Annotated in this window: 17 protein-coding genes; 3 read left to right on the top strand and 14 right to left on the bottom strand. The window is 62.0% G+C overall.

What is annotated here, in order from left to right; all coding sequences use genetic code 11:
- Nucleotides 1-108 precede the first annotated feature (108 nt).
- Nucleotides 109-2,634, bottom strand: a complete 2,526-nt coding sequence (locus tag KI243_RS27695) for a sulfite reductase flavoprotein subunit alpha (RefSeq protein WP_212810119.1) — start codon at nucleotides 2,632-2,634, stop codon at nucleotides 109-111.
- Nucleotides 2,635-2,862: 228 nt separating this feature from the next.
- On the opposite strand from KI243_RS27695, the gene KI243_RS27690 reads away from it, so the two are divergent.
- On the top strand, nucleotides 2,863-3,648 hold the full coding sequence (locus KI243_RS27690; RefSeq protein WP_212810118.1) for a tetratricopeptide repeat protein: 786 nt from the start codon (nucleotides 2,863-2,865) through the stop codon (nucleotides 3,646-3,648).
- Nucleotides 3,649-3,781: 133 nt separating this feature from the next.
- Here KI243_RS27690 and KI243_RS27685 read toward each other — a convergent pair whose 3' ends face one another.
- The 5 genes from KI243_RS27685 to KI243_RS27665 form a co-directional block, all read right to left on the bottom strand.
- The gene (locus KI243_RS27685; protein ID WP_103032579.1) at nucleotides 3,782-4,945 is read right to left on the bottom strand and encodes a type III PLP-dependent enzyme; all 1,164 of its coding nucleotides are present in this window, start codon (nucleotides 4,943-4,945) and stop codon (nucleotides 3,782-3,784) included.
- A 554-nt stretch (nucleotides 4,946-5,499) separates the two neighbouring features.
- Nucleotides 5,500-6,657, bottom strand: coding sequence for an ABC transporter ATP-binding protein (locus KI243_RS27680; protein ID WP_177084106.1), 1,158 nt, complete (start codon nucleotides 6,655-6,657; stop codon nucleotides 5,500-5,502).
- On the bottom strand, nucleotides 6,654-7,307 hold the full coding sequence (locus KI243_RS27675) for an ABC transporter permease (RefSeq protein WP_017123528.1): 654 nt from the start codon (nucleotides 7,305-7,307) through the stop codon (nucleotides 6,654-6,656). The genes KI243_RS27680 and KI243_RS27675 overlap by 4 nt, the downstream gene beginning before the upstream one ends.
- A gap of 9 nt (nucleotides 7,308-7,316) precedes the next feature.
- Nucleotides 7,317-8,210: a glycine betaine ABC transporter substrate-binding protein gene (locus tag KI243_RS27670; RefSeq protein WP_017123529.1), complete on the bottom strand. Its 894-nt coding sequence runs from the start codon at nucleotides 8,208-8,210 to the stop codon at nucleotides 7,317-7,319.
- Nucleotides 8,211-8,224: 14 nt separating this feature from the next.
- Nucleotides 8,225-8,941, bottom strand: a complete 717-nt coding sequence (locus KI243_RS27665) for an ABC transporter permease (protein WP_178990955.1) — start codon at nucleotides 8,939-8,941, stop codon at nucleotides 8,225-8,227.
- Nucleotides 8,942-9,280: 339 nt separating this feature from the next.
- Here KI243_RS27665 and KI243_RS27660 point away from each other — a divergent pair, with 339 nt between their 5' ends.
- Entirely contained in the window at nucleotides 9,281-10,864 is a 1,584-nt protein-coding gene (locus KI243_RS27660) for a peptide chain release factor 3 (protein ID WP_177084110.1), read from the top strand.
- A 257-nt stretch (nucleotides 10,865-11,121) separates the two neighbouring features.
- The gene (locus KI243_RS27655; protein ID WP_177127833.1) at nucleotides 11,122-11,385 is read left to right on the top strand and encodes a hypothetical protein; all 264 of its coding nucleotides are present in this window, start codon (nucleotides 11,122-11,124) and stop codon (nucleotides 11,383-11,385) included.
- Between the two features lie 115 nt (nucleotides 11,386-11,500).
- Here the strand turns inward: KI243_RS27655 and KI243_RS27650 are convergent, their stop codons facing one another.
- From KI243_RS27650 to KI243_RS27615, 8 genes are all read right to left on the bottom strand, one after another.
- On the bottom strand, nucleotides 11,501-12,469 hold the full coding sequence (locus tag KI243_RS27650) for a peptide ABC transporter ATP-binding protein (RefSeq protein ID WP_177084114.1): 969 nt from the start codon (nucleotides 12,467-12,469) through the stop codon (nucleotides 11,501-11,503).
- Nucleotides 12,469-13,437, bottom strand: a complete 969-nt coding sequence (locus tag KI243_RS27645) for an ABC transporter ATP-binding protein (RefSeq protein WP_017123534.1) — start codon at nucleotides 13,435-13,437, stop codon at nucleotides 12,469-12,471. Before KI243_RS27645 ends, KI243_RS27650 begins: the two co-directional genes overlap by 1 nt.
- Before the next feature lie 10 nt (nucleotides 13,438-13,447).
- A complete protein-coding gene (locus tag KI243_RS27640; protein ID WP_177084116.1) occupies nucleotides 13,448-14,359 on the bottom strand; it encodes an ABC transporter permease subunit in 912 nt (303 codons plus the stop codon).
- Nucleotides 14,360-14,369: 10 nt separating this feature from the next.
- Nucleotides 14,370-15,380, bottom strand: coding sequence for an ABC transporter permease subunit (locus tag KI243_RS27635; protein WP_178990951.1), 1,011 nt, complete (start codon nucleotides 15,378-15,380; stop codon nucleotides 14,370-14,372).
- Between the two features lie 75 nt (nucleotides 15,381-15,455).
- Nucleotides 15,456-17,051: an ABC transporter substrate-binding protein gene (locus tag KI243_RS27630; RefSeq protein WP_017123537.1), complete on the bottom strand. Its 1,596-nt coding sequence runs from the start codon at nucleotides 17,049-17,051 to the stop codon at nucleotides 15,456-15,458.
- A gap of 77 nt (nucleotides 17,052-17,128) precedes the next feature.
- On the bottom strand, nucleotides 17,129-18,529 hold the full coding sequence (locus KI243_RS27625) for an OprD family porin (protein ID WP_042934261.1): 1,401 nt from the start codon (nucleotides 18,527-18,529) through the stop codon (nucleotides 17,129-17,131).
- Nucleotides 18,530-18,701: 172 nt separating this feature from the next.
- Nucleotides 18,702-20,300: an ABC transporter substrate-binding protein gene (locus KI243_RS27620; protein ID WP_017123539.1), complete on the bottom strand. Its 1,599-nt coding sequence runs from the start codon at nucleotides 20,298-20,300 to the stop codon at nucleotides 18,702-18,704.
- 298 nt (nucleotides 20,301-20,598) lie between these two features.
- The gene (locus tag KI243_RS27615; RefSeq protein WP_042934263.1) at nucleotides 20,599-22,224 is read right to left on the bottom strand and encodes an ABC transporter substrate-binding protein; all 1,626 of its coding nucleotides are present in this window, start codon (nucleotides 22,222-22,224) and stop codon (nucleotides 20,599-20,601) included.
- Nucleotides 22,225-22,468 lie beyond the last annotated feature (244 nt).

Below are 22,468 nucleotides of genomic sequence, written 5' to 3'. Positions count from 1 at the left end.
GGGAATGCCTCTCTGGACGCTCTGCGTCCGCTTTGTGACGCGGAGCGTCACGGGCTGCATTCCCACGCGGAGCGTGGGAACGATCGGTGAGTGAGCGGTGAGGGCAGGTCAGTAGACGTCCCGCCGATAGCGCCCTTGCTCGATCAGGCGCTCCACGGACTCGGCCCCGAGCAGTTCCACCAGGACCTGGTCGACACCCGATGCCATGCCCTGCAGGCTGCCGCAGATATAGATCGCGGCACCTTCGGCGAGCCAGCGGTGCAGCTCATCCGCCGTCTCCCGCAAGCGGTCCTGCACGTAGATCTTGTCCTGCTGGTCCCTGGAGAATGCCAGGTCCAGCCGGGCGAGATCGCCCGTCGCCAACCAGCCCTGCAACTCTTCCCGACAGTAGAAGTCGTGGGCGATGTTGCGTTCGCCGAACAGCAGCCAGTTGCGTGTCTGGCCATCGGCGATACGTGCCTTGAGCAGGCTGCGCAATCCGGCCAGCCCGGTACCGTTGCCCAACAGGATCAGCGGACGCGGTTCGCCGGGCAGATGGAAACCGCTGTTGCGCCGCAGGCGCAGGCTGATGGCCGCACCCACCGGCGCATGTTCGGTCAGCCAGCCGGAGCCGAGCCCGAGGCTGCCGTCCGCGTGCCGTTCCTGGCGGACCAGCAGTTCCAGCTGGCCGTCGCTGGCGATGGAGGCAATGGAGTATTCACGCAGGGCGAGGGGCACCAGCGCATCGACCAGGGCCTGGGCATGCAGGCCCACCAGGTGCCCGCGATTATCCGGTAACTGGCGACCGGCCAACGCCTGGGCCAGGGTTTCCTGCAGGCCGTCGAGTTGCACCGGGGTAGTGGCTTGCAGGCCGAGCCCGGCGAGGAAATGTTCGACTGTCGCGCCGTGGTGACGCGGCATGATTTCCACCAGGTCACCTGCTTGCCATGGGGTTGGCGTCGGAGCATCCAGGCCGATCAGGTAGACGCCGGAACCGCTGCTGCCCGGGTTGAGCAACACGCGTCGAGCCAGGGTCCAGTTGTCGAACCGTGGCGCCTGCCATGCCACCAGGGGCGCACTCCCGGTAATCTGGCTGAGCTGCTGCTGCCAGTAGCGCAGGGCATAGGGATCGCCGCTGTCGACTTCGATCGGCGCGAACAGGACGTTGCCGCCGCGGGCTTCGAGCCAGTGATGCAGGCGTCGGGCAAAGCCGCAGAAGTGCGGGTACTGGCGATCACCGAGGGCCAGCACCGAATAGTTCAGGCCATCGAGGGCCAATGCCTGACCCAGCACCTTGCGCTCGAAGCCACGGGCGCTGTCGGGTGCTTCGCCGTCACCAAAGGTGCTGACGACAAACAGGGCATGCTGCGATTCGCGCAGCTCCCGTTCGCCGACCTCGGCCAGGGGCTGGACCCGCACCGGCAGACCGGCGGCCTGCAACTGGCCGGCGGTCTGCCAGGCCAGTTGCTCGGCGAAACCGCTCTGGCTGGCGAAACCCACCAGCCAGGCGGGAGCGTTGCTGCTGTTCTGGCCGAGCCCGCCGCGGGCTTTTTTCACCGCTCGTTTCTTGCGGCGGCGATCGAGGTACAGCAGCCAGCCGGTAATGAAGAACAGCGGCATGGTCAGGCTGGAAATCGTCAGCAGGATGCGCCCGGTAAGGCCGAAGTAGCTGCCGACATGCAGCGCATAAATACTGGTCAGCAACTGTCCCTTGAGGCTTTTGTCGGCATAGCGGAAGTGCTCGCGGATGGCGCCTGTGGCCGGATCCAGCATGATCTGGTTGAGGGCGCGATCATGGGGTGAATCCTCGAGCAGGTAATACACGGTTGCCGGCTGGCCGGCCACGGGTGGCATGCGGATGTTATAGGCGCTGAGCTCGGGGCCCGCGGCACTCTTGATGCTGGTCCAGATCGCGTCGTAGTCGGCGGTGGGCGTCGGGCCGGTCGGGGCGGGGCCACGTCCGACCTTGCGCTGCTGGGCCACGGAGTCGGCGAACAGCTTGTTCAGGCCGTTGCTGTACCACTCATAGGACCAGGACAAACCGGTCAGGGCCGACAGCAGGTAGAACACCAGGCACCAGGTTCCGGCCACGGAGTGCAGGTCCCAGTTGAAGGCGCGGCCTTTTTTCGCCCAGTCGAGGGTCAGCCAGGCACGCCAGTCGAGGGCCTTGCGCGGCCAGCGCAGGTACAGGCCGGAGAGGCAGAAGAACACCAGCATCAGGGTGCAGGCGCCGGTGATCTGGCGACCGGTGTCGCCCATGGCCAGGTACCGGTGCAGTTGCAGCATCAGGTTGAAGAAGTCCAGGCCGACGACATCGCCCTGGTAGTCACCGGTGTAGGGATCGAAATAGCGCAGCTGCCCGCGTCGTTCACCTGGCGGCGCGGTGAAGAACACCCGGCCGGCGCTGTCGCCGTGGGGCTCGACCCACAGCATCGCGACGGTCTGGCCTTCTCTGGCTTCGAGCCTGCGCACCAGCTCGGCGGGCGGCAGGGCCTCGTGGTTCGGTGCCTCGACTTGCAGCACCGAGGGATTGAGCAGACGCAGCAGTTCGTCCTGAAAGGACACCGTGGCCCCGGTGATGCCCATGAACGCCAGCACCAGCCCGGCACTGATGCCGAACAGCCAATGCAACTGGAACAGTGTTTTCTTCAACACGGCGACCGCCTTGCTCAATCAAAGTCATGCTTCACGGCGCGCATTATGCCGTGTGTGCGAATGCGACGAATTCATATTTGTTAGCTTTTTACAAACAGACCGCTACATAACGCTACAGGCGCCAGGGCGGTCGGAAACGCAGATGTAAGGCGCTTATCGGTGCGTATCTTACCGCATCAATGGGAATCAGATACTATTGCGATTATTTCTCTTTAAGGTGTCGGCGTCATGCTGTTGTACAGGCGCGAAGAGGTGCTGGACGGCGATTCGCTCAAGGTCATGCTGGAAGAGAACCCGGCCCGCGCAGCCCAGGCGATCCTGCTGGCGGCGGCGGAAGGGGTCGTCGAGGCCCAGGCGTTGCTGGGGCAGATACTGCTGGACGGGCAGGGCATCGAACGCGACCAGGCCCTGGCGCTGCGCTGGTTTGAAATCGCCGCGAATGACGGTCACTTGATGGCGCGCAACATGCTCGGGCGTTGCCATGAGCACGGCTGGGGTTGCGCGCCCGATGAGCGGCTGGCGGCGCGGCATTACCACCTGGCGGCGCAGGGCGGGCTGGACTGGGGGTTGTACAACTACGCCAACCTGCTGGCGACCGGACGCGGGGTGCGGGAGGATCAGGCCCAGGCGCTGGCGCACTACCGGCGTGCCGCCGGGATGGGCCATGCCAGATCGATGAACCTGCTGGGGCGCTATCTGGAAGATGGGCGTTTCTGTCCCGCTGACCTTGTTGCCGCCTGCGAGTGGTATCGCCGGTCCGCCGAGGCCGGTGATTTTCGCGGGCAGTTCAGTTACGCGACGGTGCTGGCCGACCTGGGCCGGGTCGACCAGGCGCTGGAGTGGCTGCACAAGGCGCTGGCCGGCGGCAATCTGAAATTCCTGCGGATCAGCCGCCAGACCCTGCTGGCGGCCAGGGATCCGCGAATCCGTGCCATGGCGCTGGCCTACCACCAGCAGGCGGCTGCCCTGGGCGACGAGCAGGATCGCGCGGCACTGCACGGGTTGTTGGGCTGAGCCTTCAAGCGCCCTGGAGTACCTTCTGCGGACCCGGGCATCGATGGGTGTCAGCGGATAGCCCGGCAAAGTGACAATAAAAAAGGCCCGTGAGCAATCACGGGCCTTTCGGCTGCAGCGCAGGCGTGGAGGCTTACACGTAGAACGACTTCAGCGGCGGGAAGCCATTGAATTCAACCGCGCTGTAGCTGGTGGTGTAGGCACCGGTGGACAGCCAGTAGAGGCGGTCGCCGATGGCCAGGTTCAGGGGCAGGCCGTACTTGTAGTTTTCGTACATGATGTCGGCGCTGTCGCAGGTGGGCCCGGCGATGACCACTTCTTCCATCTCGCCTTTCTTCTCGGTCCAGATCGGGAACTTGATGGCTTCGTCCATGGTTTCGATCAGGCCGGAGAACTTGCCCACGTCGGTGTATACCCAACGTTCGACGGCGGTTCGCGATTTACGCGCCACCAGCACCACTTCGCTGACCAGGATACCGGCGTTGGCGATCAGCGAACGGCCTGGCTCGAGGATGATTTCCGGCAGGTCGTCGCCGAAGTCTTCCTTGAGGAAGCGGATGATTTCCTCGGCGTAGGTTTCCAGGCTGTTGGTGCGGGTGATGTAGTTGGCTGGGAAGCCGCCGCCCATGTTGATCAGCTTGAGGTGGATGTCGTCTTCTTCTTTCAGGCGCTCGAAGATCACCTTGACCTTGGCGATAGCCGCGTCCCAGACGCTGATATCGCGCTGTTGCGAGCCGACGTGGAAGGACACGCCGTAAGGCACCAGGCCCAGGTCGCGGGCGAGGATCAGCAGGTCCATGGCCATGTCGGTCTGGCAGCCGAACTTGCGCGACAACGGCCAGTCGGCGGTGGTCGAGCCTTCGGTGAGGATGCGTACGTAGACTTTCGAGCCCGGTGCGGCCTTGGCGATGTTGCGCAGGTCGGCTTCGGAGTCGGTGGAGTACAGGCGCACGCCCTTCTCGTAGAAGTAGCGGATGTCCTTGGATTTCTTGATGGTGTTGCCGTAGCTGATGCGATCCGGGCTGACGCCCTGGTTCAGCACTTTATCCAGCTCGTAGATCGAGGCGATGTCGAAGCTCGAGCCTTTCTTGTTCAGCAGGTCGATGATTTCGACGGCCGGGTTGGCCTTGACGGCGTAGTAGACCTTGGCGAATTCGAAACCTGCACGCAGGTCATCGTAGGCCTGGGAGATCATCTGGGTATCGATGACCACGAAAGGGGTTTCTTGCTTGTCGGCGAACGCCTTCATTTTCTCAAAGGTATCGCGCGCGAAATAGTCTTCGACCTGGATCGACATGCGGGGGGACTCCTAGTGGCAAACGTGAGTTATCAATGGGTGCAAATGAACGTCCTCCGTATCCCCACTTTGGTTCGCCTACTTCCCAAGGCATGTCGCCGAAAGCAAAAAGGCCATGGGATCAACCGCTTCCCTTGGCCTTGCTGTCTCGTCGTCAGTACTTGAGCCGGATGGATCGTTTCCAGCATGGACGTTCGGCGCGAACTTTAGGACTTGAGGGGCTTGAGATCAACTAAAAATGTCGCGTTTTTGCACGCGCTCGTCGCGTAACCCGGATCAGTCACTTATTTAACCGACCCGGATGACAGTCTGATGTTCCCTCGGGAAGGGGATTTTTGCGGGTTTTATGCCAATCCCCGTTGGCGCTGCCTGTGTCGGAGGGGCGGGTCTGGGAGCAGGCTGTTGTGGGAGCGGGCTTGCCCGCGAAGCTGTTGGCGGCTTCAGGGGCCTCATCGCTGGCAAGCCAGGCTCCTACAGGGGGCTCCATGCCGAATACGGGATCGGCGCTGGGCACGATCCCCTGTGGGAGCCGGCTTGCCGGCGATGGCGGCCTGTCAGACCGCGGCCATCTCGGCTGGTGACACGATGCTGGTCTTGGCCCCTCGGGAGCGCCCGGAACTCAGGTAGGCGGCAATCGACTCCTGGGTCACTTCGCCGAGGAACACCCGCTCTGCGTCCATCACCGGCAGCCACGAGCGGTTGAACTCGTACATCCGCGACAACAGAATGCGCAGATTCTCGTCGTAGGCTGCGGTCGCATTGAACTCGCGCAGGTACTGCCCACAGTTGCCCGCCTGGCGATGCAGGTCGCGGCGGCGGACATAACCCAGCGCCTTGTTCGCGGCATCGGTCACCACCACATAGCGGCGGTCGTGCTCGTCCATCAGCTCCAGGGCGTCGGCCACCGGCGTTTCCGGGCTCACCGACGGGGCGTTGTCTGCCGCGTCCTCGGCCTTGACCAGCAACAGGCGCTTGAGGGTGCTGTCCTGGCCGACGAAGTTGCTGACGAAATCATCCGCCGGATGCGCCAGCAGCGTGTCCGGATGGTCGATCTGGATCAGCTTGCCGCCGCGGAAGATGGCGATCTTGTCGCCCAGCTTGAGGGCTTCGTCGATGTCATGGCTGACCATGATCACGGTCTTGTTCAGTGCCCGCTGCATCTCGAAGAACTCGTTCTGGATCATCTCCCGGTTGATCGGGTCGACCGCGCCGAACGGCTCGTCCATCAGCAGCAGCGGAGCATCCGCCGCCAGGGCACGGATCACGCCGATGCGCTGCTGCTGGCCGCCGGACAGTTCCCGTGGATAACGGTGCAGGTACTGCTTGGGTTCGAGCTTGATCATGCTCATCAACTCGCGGGCCCGGTCATGGCATTTCTGTTTGTCCCAGCCGAGCAGGCGCGGCACCACGGTGATGTTTTCCTCGATGGTCATGTTCGGGAACAGGCCGATCTGCTGGATGACGTAGCCGATATTGCGGCGTAGCGTCACTTCGTCGAGCTGGGTGGTGTCTTCGCCGTTGATCAGGACCTGGCCCGAGGTCGGCACGATCAGCCGGTTGATCATCTTCAGCGTGGTGCTCTTGCCGCACCCCGAAGGGCCGAGAAAGACGCAGATCTCGCCTTCGTTGACGGTCAGGCTCACCGAGTCGACGGCCTTGACGGCCTTGCCGTTGCTTTGGAAGGTCTTGCTCAGATTCTGTAGTTCGATCATTTCAGGAGTCCTTTGGGAGTCAGCGAGCGTTGCAGCCATTGCAGGAGCAGGTCGGCGGCGATGGCCAGGACACTGACCAGCACGGCACCGACGATCAGCATCGACATGTCGCTGCGGCTGATGGCCGCGAGGATGAGTACGCCCAGGCCGCCGGCACCGATGGTGGCGGCGATGGTCATGACGCCGATGTTCATCACCACGGCGGTGCGCACGCCGGCGAGGATCACCGGCACCGCGATCGGCAGTTCGACCATGCGCAGGCGCTGGCCGAAGGTCATGCCGATGCCGCGGGCGGCTTCACGGATGCCCGGCTCGACGCCGGTCAGGGCCAGGTAGGTGTTGCGCATGATCGGCAGCAACGAGTAGAGGAACACGGCGGTGATCGCCGGCAGCGGTCCGAGGCCCTGGCCGAATTTCGAGTAGAACGGCAGCAGCAGGCCGAACAGGGCAATCGACGGCACGGTCAGCAGCACCGTGGCACTGGCTTGCAGGGGACCGGCCAGCGCCGGGAAACGGGTCATCAGTACGCCCAGGGGCACGCCGACGACAATCGCCAGGGTCACGGCAATGCCGACTAAAGTGATGTGTTGCCCGGTCAGGTGCAGGACCAGTGGCCAGTCCAGATGGGAAAAGGCGTTCAGGAATTCCATGTCTTCTCCTCAGTGGATGGGGTGTTGGCGCAGGAAGTCGGCGGCCACGGCGGACGGGCTTTGGTGATCGACGTCGACCCGGGCATTGAGCTGGCGCATGGTGTCGTCGTCGAACAGTTCGGCGAGCGGCTTGAGGTCGGCGGCCAGTTGCGGATGGGCGTCGAGGTAGGCCTGACGCACCACGGGGGCGGCGGTGTAGTCCGGGAAGTAGTGGCGGTCATCCTCCAGCAGCTTGAGCTTGAAGGCGTTCAGGCGACCGTCGGTGGTGTAGACCAGCCCCGCGAACACCTGGCCATTGCGCAGCGCGGTATAGACCAGGCCGGCATCCATCTGGCGAATGTTCTGGCGCGTCAGGTTCATGCCATACAGTTTCACCATGCCTTCCAGGCCGTCGGAACGGTTGGCGAACTCGGTGTCGAGGGCTACCAGGTGCCGCTCTTTCGCCTCGGCGGCGAGTACCGTGGTCAACTGGCTGATGGTGTTGATCTGCGGGTACTGTTGCGCGACCTTCTGCGGCAGGGCCAGGGCGTAGGTGTTGCTGAACTTCGACGGCGTGAGCCAGACCAGGCCCTTTTTCGCATCGAGTTCCTTGACCCGTGCGTAGGACTGTTCGCTGTCGAGTTTTTCCGTCACATGGTTGTAGGCCACCAGCGACACCCCGGTGTATTCCCAGAGCATGTCCAGTTGCCCGCTTTCGTGGGCGCTACGGGCCAGGTTGCTGCCCAGGCCGCCGGTGACCCGGGTGTCATAGCCCTTGGTCCGCAGGTACTGCGAGGTGATTTCCGCGAGCAGGGTTTGTTCGGTGAACACCCGGGCGCCGATGCGGATCACGGGCTTTTCGGCGGCCTGGGCCCATCCTGCGAACAGCAGGGCACAGCCTAGAAACAAGCAGAATCTTTTCATGGTTTTTCCTTTGCTCAGGCGGGCCGCAGGCCGCGTTCCAGCCAGAGGCGGCTGGCCAGTGTCACCAGGCCATCGAGCAGCAGCGCCAGCAGGGCGGTACACGCCGCGCCGAGGATCAATTGCGGCTGATTGTTCAGGGCGATGCCGGGGAAAATCAGGCTGCCCAGGCTGTTGGCGCCGATCAGGAAGGCCAGCGGCGCGGTACCGACGTTGATCGCCAGGGCCACCCGCACACCACCGACGATGATCGGCACGGCATTGGGCAGCTCGACCCGCCAGAGCACCTGGTGCGGGGTCATGCCGATGCCGACGGCGGCTTCCTTGAGGGATCCCTCGACGTTTTTCAGGCCTTCGTAGGTGTTGCGCACGATGGGCAGCAGGGAAGCGAGGAACAGGGCCAGGATCGCCGGACCCGCGCCGATGCCGAGGATCCCCAGGGCAATCGCCAGTACTGCCAGGGGGGGAACGGTGTTACCGATATTGAACACCTGCATGAAGCGTTCGGCGCGGCCCACCATGGTCGGTCGGCTGAGGAAGATGCCGGCGGGAATCCCGACGACAAGGGCGGCGAACATCGACGCCAGTACCAGGTAAAGGTGAGCTTGCAGGTAGAACCACAAGTCGTCTCGGTAGTGCTCGATAGTGCTGATGCCGATCCAGTGGATCAGCAGGGCCAGGAGGACGATGACGACCGCTCCTCCGATAAGCCCTTGGCCATAGCGATTAGCCACAGATGGACTCCTTTTTTTTAGTCGGCAGACAGTTTTCCGTGAGGCGAGGCCATGCCCGGCTTCTGGAAAAGTGTTCGCGAAAAGCAGCTGTCGCCATGCCGGAAACACAACATGGGAAAGCCATAAGCGCCGCCTTCGTCAGGCTAACTTGCTGATTTTTCTACACCTGACGAAAGGTCATGGCAGGGGAATGGACGCCTGTGCGCTTTAAAAGGTTCCCCAATTAATTGCATTTGGCCATCTCGTGGCCTGCCGGGCGGCAGGGCAGCGGTGGCCGCTGGGGTCGGCTTTGGTCTATAATCTGCGCCCTTTTTTGAATCACCTGTCAGGCGATTTCCCATGACCAACCAGGCCGCCGAAGTCGCGAAACGCCGCACCTTCGCCATTATTTCCCACCCGGATGCGGGTAAGACCACCATCACCGAAAAGCTGTTGCTGATGGGCAAGGCGATTGCGGTGGCGGGCACGGTGAAATCTCGCAAGTCCGATCGCCATGCCACCTCCGACTGGATGGAGATGGAGAAGCAGCGTGGTATCTCCATTACCACCTCGGTCATGCAGTTCCCCTACCGGGACCACATGGTCAACCTGCTCGATACCCCGGGTCACGAAGACTTCTCCGAAGACACCTATCGGACCCTGACCGCCGTGGACTCGGCGTTGATGGTGCTCGACGGCGGCAAGGGCGTCGAGCCACGGACCATCGCCCTGATGGATGTCTGCCGCCTGCGTGACACGCCGATCGTCAGCTTTATCAACAAGCTCGACCGCGATATCCGCGACCCGATCGAACTGCTCGACGAAATCGAGGCGGTGTTGAAGATCAAGGCCGCGCCGATCACCTGGCCGATCGGCTGCTACCGCGACTTCAAGGGCGTCTACCACCTCGCCGACGACTACATCATTGTCTACACCGCCGGTCATGGTCACGAGCGCACCGAGGTGAAGATCATCGAGAAGCTCGACTCGGACGAAGCCCGCGCCCACCTGGGTGACGAGTACGAGCGGTTTATCGAGCAGCTGGAACTGGTGCAGGGCGCCTGCCACGAATTCAACCAGCAGGAGTTCCTCGACGGCCAGCTGACCCCGGTGTTCTTCGGTACCGCACTGGGCAACTTCGGTGTCGACCATGTGCTCGACGCCGTGGTCGACTGGGCGCCCAAGCCGTTGGCCCGGGTGGCCAACGAGCGTACGGTCGAGCCGGTGGAAGAGAAGTTCTCCGGCTTCGTGTTCAAGATCCAGGCGAACATGGATCCCAAGCACCGCGACCGTATCGCCTTCATGCGCATCTGCTCCGGCAAGTACGACAAGGGCATGAAAATGCGCCATGTACGTACTGGCAAGGACGTGCGGATCGGCGATGCGCTGACCTTCTTCTCCTCCGAGCGTGAGCAGTTGGAAGAGGCCTACGCCGGCGACATCATCGGCCTGCACAACCACGGCACCATCCAGATCGGTGACACCTTCACCGAGGGCGAGGCCCTGGGTTTCACCGGTATCCCGCACTTCGCCCCGGAACTGTTCCGCCGCGTACGCCTGCGCGATCCGCTCAAGTCCAAGCAACTGCGCCAGGGCCTGCAGCAGTTGGCGGAAGAGGGCGCGACCCAGGTGTTCTTCCCGGAGCGCAGCAACGACATCATCCTCGGCGCCGTCGGTGTGCTGCAGTTCGATGTGGTCGCCAGCCGCCTGAAAGAGGAATACAAGGTCGAATGTTCCTACGAGCCGATCACCGTCTGGTCCGCGCGCTGGATCGAGTGCGGCGACAAGAAGAAGCTGGAGGAATTCCGCGTCAAGGCCGTGGAAAACCTGGCGCTGGACGGCGGCGGTCACCTGACCTACCTGGCGCCGACCCGGGTCAACCTGGCGCTGATGGAAGAGCGCTGGCCGGATGTGAAATTCCGCGCCACCCGTGAGCACCACTGATTCGTCACGGACGAACAACGGGCTCCACCGAAAACCCCGCTGCTCGGCAGCGGGGTTTTTTATGGGCGGTTGAAACGTGCCATAGGTTTTTCAGTTCTGCTCAATAGTCGGAATCGTTCTAAGAGGCGCCGGAAAGTTTCATGTAGCCAGCATGGAAAAAAATCGTCGACGGGGCTAGGTTCAGACAAAGCTGGCGCAGGTTCTGCGAGCCGGCGCTCAGGCACTCGCGACTTACCTACAGAAGGACTGGATCGACGATGAAAATCTTTCAACGCATTGTGTTGCTGCTCAAGGTGCTGGTGATGCTGTCACTCGGCACGACGGCAGCCTGGGCCAGCACGAGCCCGCCCCAGGCCCATGGCTTGTGGGGAGCGAACAGTGTCCAGGGCAGTGGTTTGATGGTCGCCAAGTCTGATGCCGAACCCGGTGACGAAGATCAGGGTGGCAGCAAGGGCGACGATGACTCCACCACCAAGGAACCTGATAGCGACGACGATGAAGATGGTGACAACGATACTTGATCGATCAGGACCAGAAATGAAAAAGCCCCTTCTGTCGGGTCGATGCGCAACCTGACAGAAAGGGCTGGGTTTCCAGCGCCCTCGCTTCTTCAGGAGGGCGCTTTTTTGTTGCCGGTCAGAGGAACTGTTCGGCGTAGTGGCAGGCAACCTGGCGGGTATCCACCTGGCGCAACTCCGGCAGTTCCGTGCTGCAACGCTCGGTCGCGTACGGGCAGCGCTTGTGGAACGCGCAGCCGCTTGGCGGGTTCAGCGGGTTGGGCAGCTCGCCGACGATCTTGATCTTCGGCTTCAGCGGGTCCGGGTGAATGGTCGGGGTCGCCGACAGCAGTGCCTGGGTGTACGGGTGCAGGGGACGGGTGTAGATGTCCTCCTTCGGGCCCATTTCCGCGGGCCGGCCGAGGTACATCACCAGCACCTGGTCCGCCACATGGCGCACGACCGCCAGGTTGTGGGAGATGAACACGTAGGCGGTGTTGAACTCCTGCTGCAGGTCCATGAACAGGTTCAGTACCTGGGCCTGGATCGAGACGTCGAGGGCCGAGGTCGGCTCGTCCGCCACCAATACCTTGGGCTGCAGCATCATCGCCCGGGCCAGGGCGATCCGCTGGCGCTGGCCGCCGGAGAACATGTGCGGGTAACGCTGGTAATGCTCAGGGCGCAAGCCGACCTGGCGCATCATGGCCTGCACTTTCTCGCGGCGCTCGGCAGCCGACAGGTTGGTGTTGATCAGCAGCGGCTCGCCGAGCTGGTCACCGATCTTCTGCCGTGGATTGAGCGACGCGTAGGGGCTCTGGAACACCATCTGCACGTCTTTGCGCAGTTGCTTGCGCTCGGCCTTGTTGGCGCCGTTGACTTCCTGGCCGGCAATCTTCAGCGAGCCGGAAGACGGCTCCTCGATCAGGGTCAGGGCACGGGCCAGGGTGGACTTGCCACACCCGGATTCGCCCACCACGGCCAGGGTCTTGCCGGCTTCCAGTTCGAACGACACGCCGTTGAGGGCGCGCACCAGCGCATGGCCCTTGAACAGGCCGCGGGAGACTTCGTAGTGACGGGTGAGGTCGCGGGCGGTGAGAACGACGGCCATTACGCCACCTCCTGGTTCAGCGGGTAGAAGCAACGGGCGAGACTATTGGTTTTCGGGTCCAGGCCCGGACGCTGCTGGCGGCAGCTCTCTTGCACGTACGGGCAGCGCGGCGACAGCAGGCAACCCTGCGGGCGGTCATAGCGGCCGGGAACGATGCCCGGCAGGGTCGACAGGCGCGCGGCGCCCAGGCTGTGTTCCGGAATCGCCTTGAGCAGCGCTTCGCTGTAGGGGTGCGCCGGGACCTCGAACAGGCCCGGGACCTGGCCGACTTCCACGGCCTGGCCGGCGTACATCACGCAGACCCGCTGGGCGGTTTCGGCGACGACCGCGAGGTCGTGGGTGATCAGCACCAGGCCCATGTTCTGCTCTTGTTGCAGGTTGAGCAGCAACTCCATGATCTGCGCCTGGATGGTCACGTCCAGGGCGGTGGTCGGCTCATCGGCGATCAGCAGTTTCGGCTCGCCGGCAATCGCCATGGCAATTGCCACGCGCTGGCTCATGCCGCCGGACAGCTGGTGCGGATAGGCATCCATCCGACTGGCCGCGCCCGGGATCTCGACCTTTTCCAGCAGCTCGATGGCACGCTTGCGGGCTTGTTTGCCGGACATCTTCAGGTGCAGGCGCAGGACTTCCTCGATCTGGAAACCCACGGTGTAGCTGGGGTTCAGCGCGGTCATCGGGTCCTGGAACACCATCGCCAGGTCCTTGCCGACGATCTGCCGGCGCTGGCGGGCGTTGAGCTTGAGCATGTCCTTGCCGTCGAAGCGCAGGGCATCGGCGGTGACGATGCCGGGATGCTCGATCAGGCCCATCAGCGCCATCATGGTCACGGATTTACCCGAACCCGACTCGCCAACGATGGCCAGGACTTCGCCCTTGTCCACGGCCAGGTCGAGGCCGTCGACCACCGGGACGGCGGTCTTGTCGCCGAAGCGGACATTGAGATTCTTGATTTCTAGCAGTGACATGGGAATCTCCTCAGGCGGCATTCTTGAGTTTCGGGTCCAGCGCATCGCGCAGGCCGTCGCCCATCAGGTTGATTGCCAGCACGCTGAGCAAAATGGTCAGGCCGGGCAGGCTGACGACCCACCAGGCGCGTTCGATGTAGTCACGGGCCGAGGCCAGCATGGTGCCCCACTCGGGGGTTGGCGGCTGGACGCCGAGGCCGAGGAAGCCCAGGGCGGCGGCATCGAGGATCGCCGAGGAGAAGCTCAGGGTGGCCTGGACGATCAGCGGTGCCATGCAGTTGGGCAACACGGTGATGAACATCAGGCGTGGCAGGCCGGCACCGGCGAGGCGGGCGGCAGTCACGTAGTCGCGGTTCAGTTCGCCCATGACCGCGGCGCGGGTCAGGCGCACATAGGACGGCAGCGAGACGATGGCAATGGCGATCACGGTGTTGATCAGGCCAGGGCCGAGGATGGCGACGATCGCCACGGCCAGCAGCAGCGAAGGCAGGGCGAGCATGATGTCCATCAGGCGCATGATGGTCGGCCCGAGGATCCGCGGGAAGAAGCCGGCCAGCAGGCCCATCAGGATTCCGGGAATCAGCGACATCACCACCGAGGACAGGCCGATCAGCAGCGACAGGCGCGAGCCCTGGATCAGTCGCGACAGCAGGTCGCGGCCCAGCTCATCGGTGCCCAGCAGGAACTGGGTCTGGCCGCCTTCAAGCCAGGACGGCGGGGTGAGCAGGAAGTCACGGAACTGTTCGCTCGGATCGTGCGGCGAAACCCACGGGGCGAAAATCGCGCAGAAGATCACCAGCAGCATGAACAGCAGGCCGGCGACGGCGCCCTTGTTCTTGGCGAAGGCCTGCCAGAATTCTTTGTACGGCGATGGATACAGCAGGCTTTGATCGACTGCTACAGAGGAAGTTGGAGTGCTCATGTATAGGATCTCAGCGCTGGTGACGGATACGTGGGTTGGCAAAGCCGTAGAGGATATCCACCACGAAGTTGACCAGGATCACGATGCAGGCAATCAACAGGATGCCGTTCTGCACCACCGGATAGTCCCGGGCGCCGATGGCTTCGATCAGCCATTTGCCGATGCCGGGCCAGGAGAAAATGGTCTCGGTGAGGACCGCGCCGGCCAGCAGTGTGCCGACCTGCAGGCCCATGACCGTCAGCACCGGGATCAGTGCGTTGCGCAGGCCGTGCACGAAGACCACGCGGGTCGGTGACAGGCCCTTGGCGCGGGCGGTACGGATATAGTCTTCGCGCAGGACTTCGAGCATCGAGGAGCGGGTCATCCGGGCGATCACCGCCAGCGGGATGGTGCCCAGCACGATGGACGGCAGGATCATGTGGTGCAACGCATCCCAGAACGCGTCCGGCTGGTCGCTGAGCAGGGTGTCGATCAGCATGAAGCCGGTTTTCGGCTCAATGTCGTAGAGCAGGTCGATGCGTCCGGAAACCGGGGTCCAGCCCAGGCTGACGGAGAAGAACATGATCAGGATCAGGCCCCACCAGAAGATCGGCATCGAGTACCCCGCCAGGGAGACACCCATGACCCCATGGTCGAACAGCGATCCCCGTTTGAGGGCCGCGATCACGCCGGCCAGCAGGCCGAAGACGCCGGCGAACAGCAGGGCGGCCATGGACAGTTCCAGGGTCGCCGGGAAGAGGGCGGAGAATTCGGTCCACACGCTGGTGCGTGTGCGCAGGGATTCACCGAGGTCGCCATGGGCGAGTTTGCCCACGTAGTCGATGTATTGCGCGTAAAGCGGCTTGTTCAGACCGAGGCGTTCCATCGCCTGGGCATGCATTTCCGGGTCGACCCGGCGCTCGCCCATCATGACTTCCACGGGGTCGCCAGGGATCATGCGAATCAACGCGAAGGTCAACAGTGTGATGCCGAAAAACGTGGGGATCAGCAACCCCAGTCGGCGGGCAATAAAACTAAACATCTTGTTGTGTACCTCATCAGCCGGTTAGGCGTGCCGGTCGCTGCCCGGGGTGCGGGCGGCGACCGGCGTATTTTTCTACTTCACCTGGGTCGTGGCGAAGTTATTGGTGGACAGCGGGTTAATGTGATAACCCTCTACGTTCTTGCGCATGGCGGTAAACATCTTGGGATGAGCCTGTTCGACCCACACCACTTGGTCGTGCAGGATTTCCAGGGCTTTCTCATAGAGTGCGGCGCGCTCGGCAGGATCAGTCTTGGCACGGGCCTGCTCGATCAGCGTCTGGAACTGCTGGTTGCACCAGCGGCTGTAGTTTTCGCCGTTTTTGGCGGCTTCGCAACTCATTAGCGGGGTCAGGAAGTTATCCGGGTCGCCGTTGTCGCCACTCCAGCCGGCCGAAACCAGGTCATGTTCGCCTTTTTTCGCCCGCTTGAGCATCTCGGCCCACTCCATGACGCGGATATCGATCTTGATGCCGACCTTGGCCAGGTCCGACTGGATCAACTGTGCGCCGAGTTGCGGGTTCGGGTTGGTCGGGCCACCGCCGTTGCGAGTGTACAGGGTGAAGACCGTGCCTTCAGGCACGCCGGCTTCCTTGAGCAGGGCGCGGGCCTTGTCCAGGTTCTGCGCCGGGTTCTTCAGCTTGTCGTTGTAGCCCAGCAGGGTCGGCGGGTAGGGGTTGACCGCCGCGATGGCGTTGCCCTTGCCGTACAGGGTGTCGACGTAGGTCTGCTTGTCCAGGGCCAGTTCGATGGCCTGGCGCACCCGCACATCGCTCAGGTATTTGTGCTCGGTATTGATGGCGGTGTAGCCGGTGGACATGGCCGCCATGCTGACGACCTGCAGGTTCGGGTCGGCCTGGATGCTCGGGACGTCATCCGGTTTCGGGTACAGCGCCACCTGGCACTCGTTGGCCTTGAGCTTCTGCAGGCGGGTGTTGTTGTCCGGGGTGATGGCGAATATCAGCGCTTCGGCCGGTGGCTTGCCACGGAAGTAGTCCGGGTTGGCCTTGTAGCGGACCTGCGCATCCTTGGCATAGCGCTGGAAGATGAACGGGCCGGTGCCGATCGGCTTGGCGTTGAGGTCATCCATCTTGCCGGCCTTGAGCAACTGGTTGGCGTATTCGGCGGAGTGGATCGAGGTGAACGCCATGCCCAGGTCGAGCAGGAACGGTGCTTCGGGCCGGGACAGGGTGAACCGCACGGTCAGGTCGTCGACTTTTTCGACGCTCTTGAGCAGGTTCTGGAAGTCCATGCTTTCAAAATATGGGAAGCCGACGGTGGATTGCTTGTGCCAGGGGTGATTCGGGTCCAGCTGGCGCTGGAAGCTCCAGAGCACGTCGTCGGCATTCAGCTCACGGGTCGGTTTGAAGTAATCGGTGCTGTGGAACTTGACGCCTTTGCGCAGGTGGAACGTGTACTGCAGGCCGTCGGGACTGATCTCCCAGCTTTCGGCCAGGGCCGGCTGGATCTCGGCCGTGCCCGGCTTGAAGTCCACCAGGCGGTTGAACAGGGTTTCAGCCGCGGCGTCGGAAGTGACGGCGGTGGTGTACAGAACCGGATCGAAACCTTCCGGACTGGCTTCGGTGCAGACCACCAAGGGTTTTGCCGAAACGCCGATGGCAGCAGTCAGCAAGGTGGCTGCGATAGCCGCTCGCAAGGGAAGCATCTTCATATAAACCCTCCGTAATCAAATGAGCCAGATTAGTCGCCAGGGCCGATTCGTCGAATCGACCCTGGCATCGTTACGTCTTAAAGAATCTTGAATGGAATGGTGGTGACCAGGCGGAACTCGTTGAGGTTGCCGTCAGCCTGTTGTGCGCTGGCGCGGTGAGTGGTGTAGGTCGCACGGATGGCGGTGGCCTTCAGCGGACCGCTTTGCACCGCGTAGGACGCGCCGATGCCGTATTCCTGGTGCTTCTCGCCGTCCATCAGGCGCAGGTCGCTGCGTTTGACGCCCGCTTCGCCATAGGCGGTGCCGGTGTAGTGGGTGCCGTCGATGCCCCAGCCGCGGGAGCTGTAGACGTTGAACTTGAGGCCCGGCACGCCGTATTCGGCCATGTTGATGCCATAGGCGATCTGGAAGGACTTCTCGTTCGGTCCGTTGAAGTCCGAGAGCAGGGAGTTGGCCAGGTAGATGCCGTTGGTTTCGTGCAGGTAGTCGAAGTACTCGTTACCGTTCACCTGCTGGTAGGAGAAGGTCAGGCTGTGGGCCTGGTGAGTCAGGCCGAGGGACAGCGAGTAGGTGTCGTTGTCGATTTCACCCATCTTCTTTTTGCCGGTGTCGACGGTTTTGTAGTAGTTGAAGCCGGTGGTCAGGCCCAGTACCGAAGTGTCGCCCAGGTCATGGGTGAAGCCCGCGTAGTACTGGTTCCAGAAGTCTTCGACCTTGGCGGCGTAGAGGCTGGTCTTCAGGCTCTTGAACGGCTGGTAGGTCATGCCGGCGGTGTTGACGTGGTCGGTTTCCTGGCCGTTGCCGTATTCGCTGCGGAATTTCGACAGGCTCTGCTCGGTCCGTGGCGAGACACGGTCGAAGGTGCCCAGGTCGAAGGCCATGTTGCTCAGTTCTTCACTGTGGATGCTCACACCTTCGAAGCTGGAAGGCAGGGCACGGTTGCCGATGTTATCGACGATCGGCGTGCTGAAGTTCTGGCGACCGGCGGTCAGGGTGGTGTTGGAGACGCGGGCCTGGACGTTGGCCAGGCCCAGCTTGCTCCACTGGCCGACGGCATCGCCGTCGCTGTGGGTCAGGGTACGGTTGGAGCCGCCAGCCATGTCCTTGCGGTCACGGTCCAGGGCGATGGCGTTGTAGGCCGCCACTTCGGTCTTGAAACCCACGGTGCCCTGGGTGAAACCCGAGCTGTAGTTGAGGATGGTGCCCTGGGCCCAGTTGATGCGGCGCGGAGTCGGCGTCGGGGTGGTGCCGCCTTTTTTGTAGGAGAAGCGGTCATCACGGCGCTTCAGTTCGTTGGCGTACCAGTTGCGGGTGGTGCCGCTCAGGCTCTGGCCATCGATAAAGCCCTTGGCTTCACTCTGGGCATTGCCGGTATTGATGCCGGTCGGAATGAAATCCTGGCTCTGGGATTCCGCATGGGCCATCAGGGTGGTGCTACTGATTGCTAAGGCTAACAACGCTTTTTGAGAGAGTTTCAACGTACCGCTCCTTTTTCTTTCTTTTTGAAATGCCGGTCTTTTTGGGTGATCCGGCTATTGTGGTGAACTCTGTTTTTTTGTTTCGCAAACGTTTGCTTGGCAGTGGTTCGCCGAGTTTCGGCTGCAAGATTGCGTGAGGACGAAATTCGTCCCCAACGCGCGGGTCACGGTTTTATTGTTCGATACTGACGCCCGAGAACGAATTGCGGCCAAACGGGCTGACTTTGAAGTCCTGGACTTTGGCGCTCAACGGCTGGTTGACCGTCGAATGGGCGATAGGGGTAATGGGCACCTGTTGCTTGAGCAACTGCTGGGCCTGTTTGTAGAGCACCGTCCGCTCGTCGCGATCGGTGACGACCTTGGCCTGCTTGATCAGCTTGTCGTACTGTGGGTCGCACCACATGGAGTAGTTGTTGCCGCCGATGGCGTCGCAACTGTAGAGGGTGCCGAGCCAGTTGTCCGGATCGCCGTTGTCGCCGGTCCAGCCAATCAGGCTGACGTCATGCTCGCCGTTCTTGGTGCGCTTGAGGTACTCGCCCCATTCGTAGCTGACGATCTTCACCTTGAGGCCGATCTTCGCCCAGTCGGCCTGGAGCATTTCGGCCATCAGCTTGGCGTTGGGGTTGTAAGGGCGCTGGACGGGCATGGCCCAGAGGGTGATCTCGGTGCCTTCCCTGACTCCAGCGGCCTTGAGCAATTCCCTGGCTTTTTCCGGATTGTAGGCGGTGTCCCTGATGGTTTCGTCGTAGGACCACTGGGTCGGTGGCATGGCGTTGACCGCCAGTTGGCCGGCGCCCTGGTAGACCGCATTGAGGATGCTCGACTTGTTCACCGCCATGTCCAGGGCCTGGCGCACCTGCAGTTGGTCGAAAGGCTTGTGGCGCACGTTGTAGGCGATGTAGCCGAGGTTGAAACCGGGCTTTTCGATCACCTGCAGCTTCGGGTCGCTCTTGAGCGCATCGACATCGGCGGGGCGTGGGTGCAGGGTGACCTGGCATTCATTGCGCTTGAGCTTCTGCACCCGTACCGAGGCATCGGTGTTGATCGCGAAGATCAACTGGTCGAGCTTGACCTTGGCCGGGTCCCAGTAGTGCTTGTTGGCGGCGTAACGGATCTGCGTATCTTTCTGGTAACGCTGGAGCACGTAGGGGCCGGTGCCGATCGGTTTCTGGTTGATGTCGCTGGGCTTGCCTTCCTTGAGCAACTGGTCGGCATACTCGGCGGACAGGATGGCGGCGAAGCTCATGGCGATATTCTGGATGAACGCGGCGTCGACGCTGTTGAGGGTCATGACCACGGTCAGCGGCCCGGTCTTTTCGACCTTGGCGATATTCTTGTTCAGGCTCATCCCGTTGAAGTAGGGGAACTCCGTGGGATACGCCTTGCGAAACGGCTGCTCGGGATCGAGCATGCGATTGAAGGTGAACAGCACATCGTCGGCGTTGAAATCGCGACTCGGCGTGAAGTACTTGGTGGTGTGGAACTTCACCCCTTCACGCAGGTGGAAGGTATACACCAGGCCATCCGGCGAGATATCCCAGCTCTTGGCCAGCGCCGGTGCGACGGTGGTCTCGCCCCGGACGAATTCCACCAGCCGGTTGTAGATCGGCTCGGCGGCGTCGTTGTCGGTGGCGGCGGTGTACTGCGCAGTGTCGAACCCGGCCGGGCTGCCCTCGGAGCAGAACACCAGGCTACCGGCAGCCTGGGCAAAAGAGGCACCGGCCAGCAGGGCCGTGCTGATAAAAGCGGATAAAACGAAGGTATGGCGCATGACGATCCCAATCCATTTTTATTGTCATCGATGAGCAATTGCCATGTGTTGAAACATGGAAACATCACCGACTGAGTCAGTAGGTACAGCAATGCCGCTCAAACGCCTATCAGCGATGTCTCGACGTTATGACGCCAAGTCCTTGCCGTAAATGCGTAGAGCCTTAGAGAGTTGTAGGAAAAAACTGCGCTTCTGACTCGTTCTGCTGGAACCGGGAGCGGTCAGGTAATGGGCAATTCCTGCAATTCTGGCGGGGCAGCGCAAAGGCGACGTCCTGCGACGCCGCCCTTGCGAAACCTTACTTGCTGACGCTGACGCCGTAGAAGGAGTTCAAGCCGAACGGGCTGATCTTGAAGTCCTTCACGGTGGCGCTCATGGGTTGGTACACCGTCGAGTGCGCGATAGGTGTATAGGGGACGTCATCCTTGAGGATGTGCTGGGCCTGCTTGTACAGCTCGGTGCGCTTGGCCTGGTCGGCAGTCGACTTGGCTTCTTTCATCAGGGCGTCGTACTTCGGTGTGCAGTACTTCGAGAAGTTGTTGCCGTTGAGGGCATCACAACCGAACAGTACGTTCAGCCAGTTGTCCGGGTCACCGTTGTCACCGCTCCAGCCAATGATCATGGCTTGTTGCTCGCCACCCTTGGCACGCTTGAGGTATTCACCCCACTCGTAGCTGACGATCTTCACGTTCAGGCCGATGTTCTTCCAGTCGGACTGGAGCATTTCGGCCATCAGCTTGGCGTTGGGGTTGTACGGACGCTGGACAGGCATGGCCCACAGCTTGATTTCCGTACCTTCCTTGATGCCGGCTTCCTTGAGCAGCTGTTTGGCTTTCTCAGGGTCGTACTTGGCATCCTTGATGGTGGTGTCATAGGACCACTGGGTCGGCGGCATGGCGTTGACGGCCAGCTGGCCGGCGCCCTGGTACACCGATTCGATGATCTGCGGCTTGTTCACGGCCATGTCCAGCGCCTGGCGAACACGCAGGTCGGCCAGCGGGTTGGCGGCGGTTTCGCCCTTGAGCACCGGCATGACGTTATAGGCGATATAGCCCAGGTTGAAACCGGCCTGGCTCGGCATCTGCAGTTTCGGGTCGGCCTTGAGCGGTGCAAGGTCGGCCGGACGCGGGTAGACGCTGACCTGGCATTCGTTTTTCTTCAGCTTCTGCATCCGCACCGAGGCGTCGGTGGTGATGGCGAAGATCAGGTTGTCGATCTTGACGTCTTCAGGCTTCCAGTAGTCCTTGTTCCCGGTGTAGCGGATGTTGGAGTCTTTCTGGTAGCTCTTGAACACGAACGGGCCGGTGCCGATCGGCTTCTGGTTGATGTCGCTGGCCTTGCCTTCCTTGAGCAGCTTGTCGGCGTACTCGGCGGATTGGATCGAGGCGAAGCTCATTGCCAGGTTCTGGATGAACGCGGCGTCAACGGTCTTCAGGGTGAACTTGACGGTATGCTCGTCGACCTTCTCCACCTTGGTGATGTTGCTGTCCATGCCCATGTCGGTGAAGTACGGGAATTCGGTCGGGTACGCCTTGCGGAACGGCATGTCCTTGTCGAGCATGCGGTTGAAGGTGAACAGCACGTCGTCGGCGTTGAAGTTGCGGGTCGGCTTGAAGTAGTCGGTGGTGTGGAACTTCACCCCATCGCGCAGATGGAAGGTGTAGGTCAGGCCGTCCGGCGAAATATCCCAGCTGGTCGCCAGGCCAGGAATCACGGCGGTGCCGCCGCGTTCAAACTGGCTGAGACGGTTGAAGACGGTTTCCGCGGAGGCGTCGAAGTCGGTTCCGGCGGTGTATTGGCCTGGGTCGAAACCGGCCGGGCTCCCTTCGGAGCAATACACCAGGTTTGTCGCTGCGAGGGCGAACGGTGCAGATGCCAGGAGGCCTGCGCCAACTAAAAACGGAATGACTGCTTTTTTAAGCATGGTGGCCTCATGATTTGTTGTCATTTTTGGTTGTGAGGACGACCTCGTGAGTCGACCTGCGGATACTTATGCAGGCCCCATACCCAATGCAAGATGCAGAGGCGCCGCAAGCCTTAAACTGTGGCACGAACGTACACGAATGTCGCAATTGTGTAAATTCTGACGCATTTAACCGTTTGCGCCCGGTTTTTCCGGTGCATACAGCGCACTGCAAGCAGGCAACCGGGGCGTCTGGCGCACCCGG

Origin of the sequence: Pseudomonas sp. Ost2 (assembly GCF_018326065.1) — a bacterium.
Classification (GTDB): domain Bacteria; phylum Pseudomonadota; class Gammaproteobacteria; order Pseudomonadales; family Pseudomonadaceae; genus Aquipseudomonas; species Aquipseudomonas gingeri.
Note: the sequence above shows the minus strand (reverse complement) of the source record. Positions and strands in the feature narration are given on the sequence as shown.

What these genes read in the sequence shown, in the direction of transcription:
- KI243_RS27690 (WP_212810118.1), top strand. Translation starts at nt 2,863, where the DNA reads ATGCTGTTGTACAGGCGCGAAGAGGTGCTGGACGGCGATTCGCTCAAG.
- KI243_RS27685 (WP_103032579.1), bottom strand. Translation starts at nt 4,945, where the DNA reads ATGTCGATCCAGGTCGAAGACTATTTCGCGCGCGATACCTTTGAGAAA.
- KI243_RS27680 (WP_177084106.1), bottom strand. Translation starts at nt 6,657, where the DNA reads ATGATCGAACTACAGAATCTGAGCAAGACCTTCCAAAGCAACGGCAAG.
- KI243_RS27675 (WP_017123528.1), bottom strand. Translation starts at nt 7,307, where the DNA reads ATGGAATTCCTGAACGCCTTTTCCCATCTGGACTGGCCACTGGTCCTG.
- KI243_RS27670 (WP_017123529.1), bottom strand. Translation starts at nt 8,210, where the DNA reads ATGAAAAGATTCTGCTTGTTTCTAGGCTGTGCCCTGCTGTTCGCAGGA.
- KI243_RS27660 (WP_177084110.1), top strand. Translation starts at nt 9,281, where the DNA reads ATGACCAACCAGGCCGCCGAAGTCGCGAAACGCCGCACCTTCGCCATT.
- KI243_RS27655 (WP_177127833.1), top strand. Translation starts at nt 11,122, where the DNA reads ATGAAAATCTTTCAACGCATTGTGTTGCTGCTCAAGGTGCTGGTGATG.
- KI243_RS27650 (WP_177084114.1), bottom strand. Translation starts at nt 12,469, where the DNA reads ATGGCCGTCGTTCTCACCGCCCGCGACCTCACCCGTCACTACGAAGTC.
- KI243_RS27645 (WP_017123534.1), bottom strand. Translation starts at nt 13,437, where the DNA reads ATGTCACTGCTAGAAATCAAGAATCTCAATGTCCGCTTCGGCGACAAG.
- KI243_RS27640 (WP_177084116.1), bottom strand. Translation starts at nt 14,359, where the DNA reads ATGAGCACTCCAACTTCCTCTGTAGCAGTCGATCAAAGCCTGCTGTAT.
- KI243_RS27635 (WP_178990951.1), bottom strand. Translation starts at nt 15,380, where the DNA reads ATGTTTAGTTTTATTGCCCGCCGACTGGGGTTGCTGATCCCCACGTTT.
- KI243_RS27630 (WP_017123537.1), bottom strand. Translation starts at nt 17,051, where the DNA reads ATGAAGATGCTTCCCTTGCGAGCGGCTATCGCAGCCACCTTGCTGACT.
- KI243_RS27620 (WP_017123539.1), bottom strand. Translation starts at nt 20,300, where the DNA reads ATGCGCCATACCTTCGTTTTATCCGCTTTTATCAGCACGGCCCTGCTG.
- KI243_RS27615 (WP_042934263.1), bottom strand. Translation starts at nt 22,224, where the DNA reads ATGCTTAAAAAAGCAGTCATTCCGTTTTTAGTTGGCGCAGGCCTCCTG.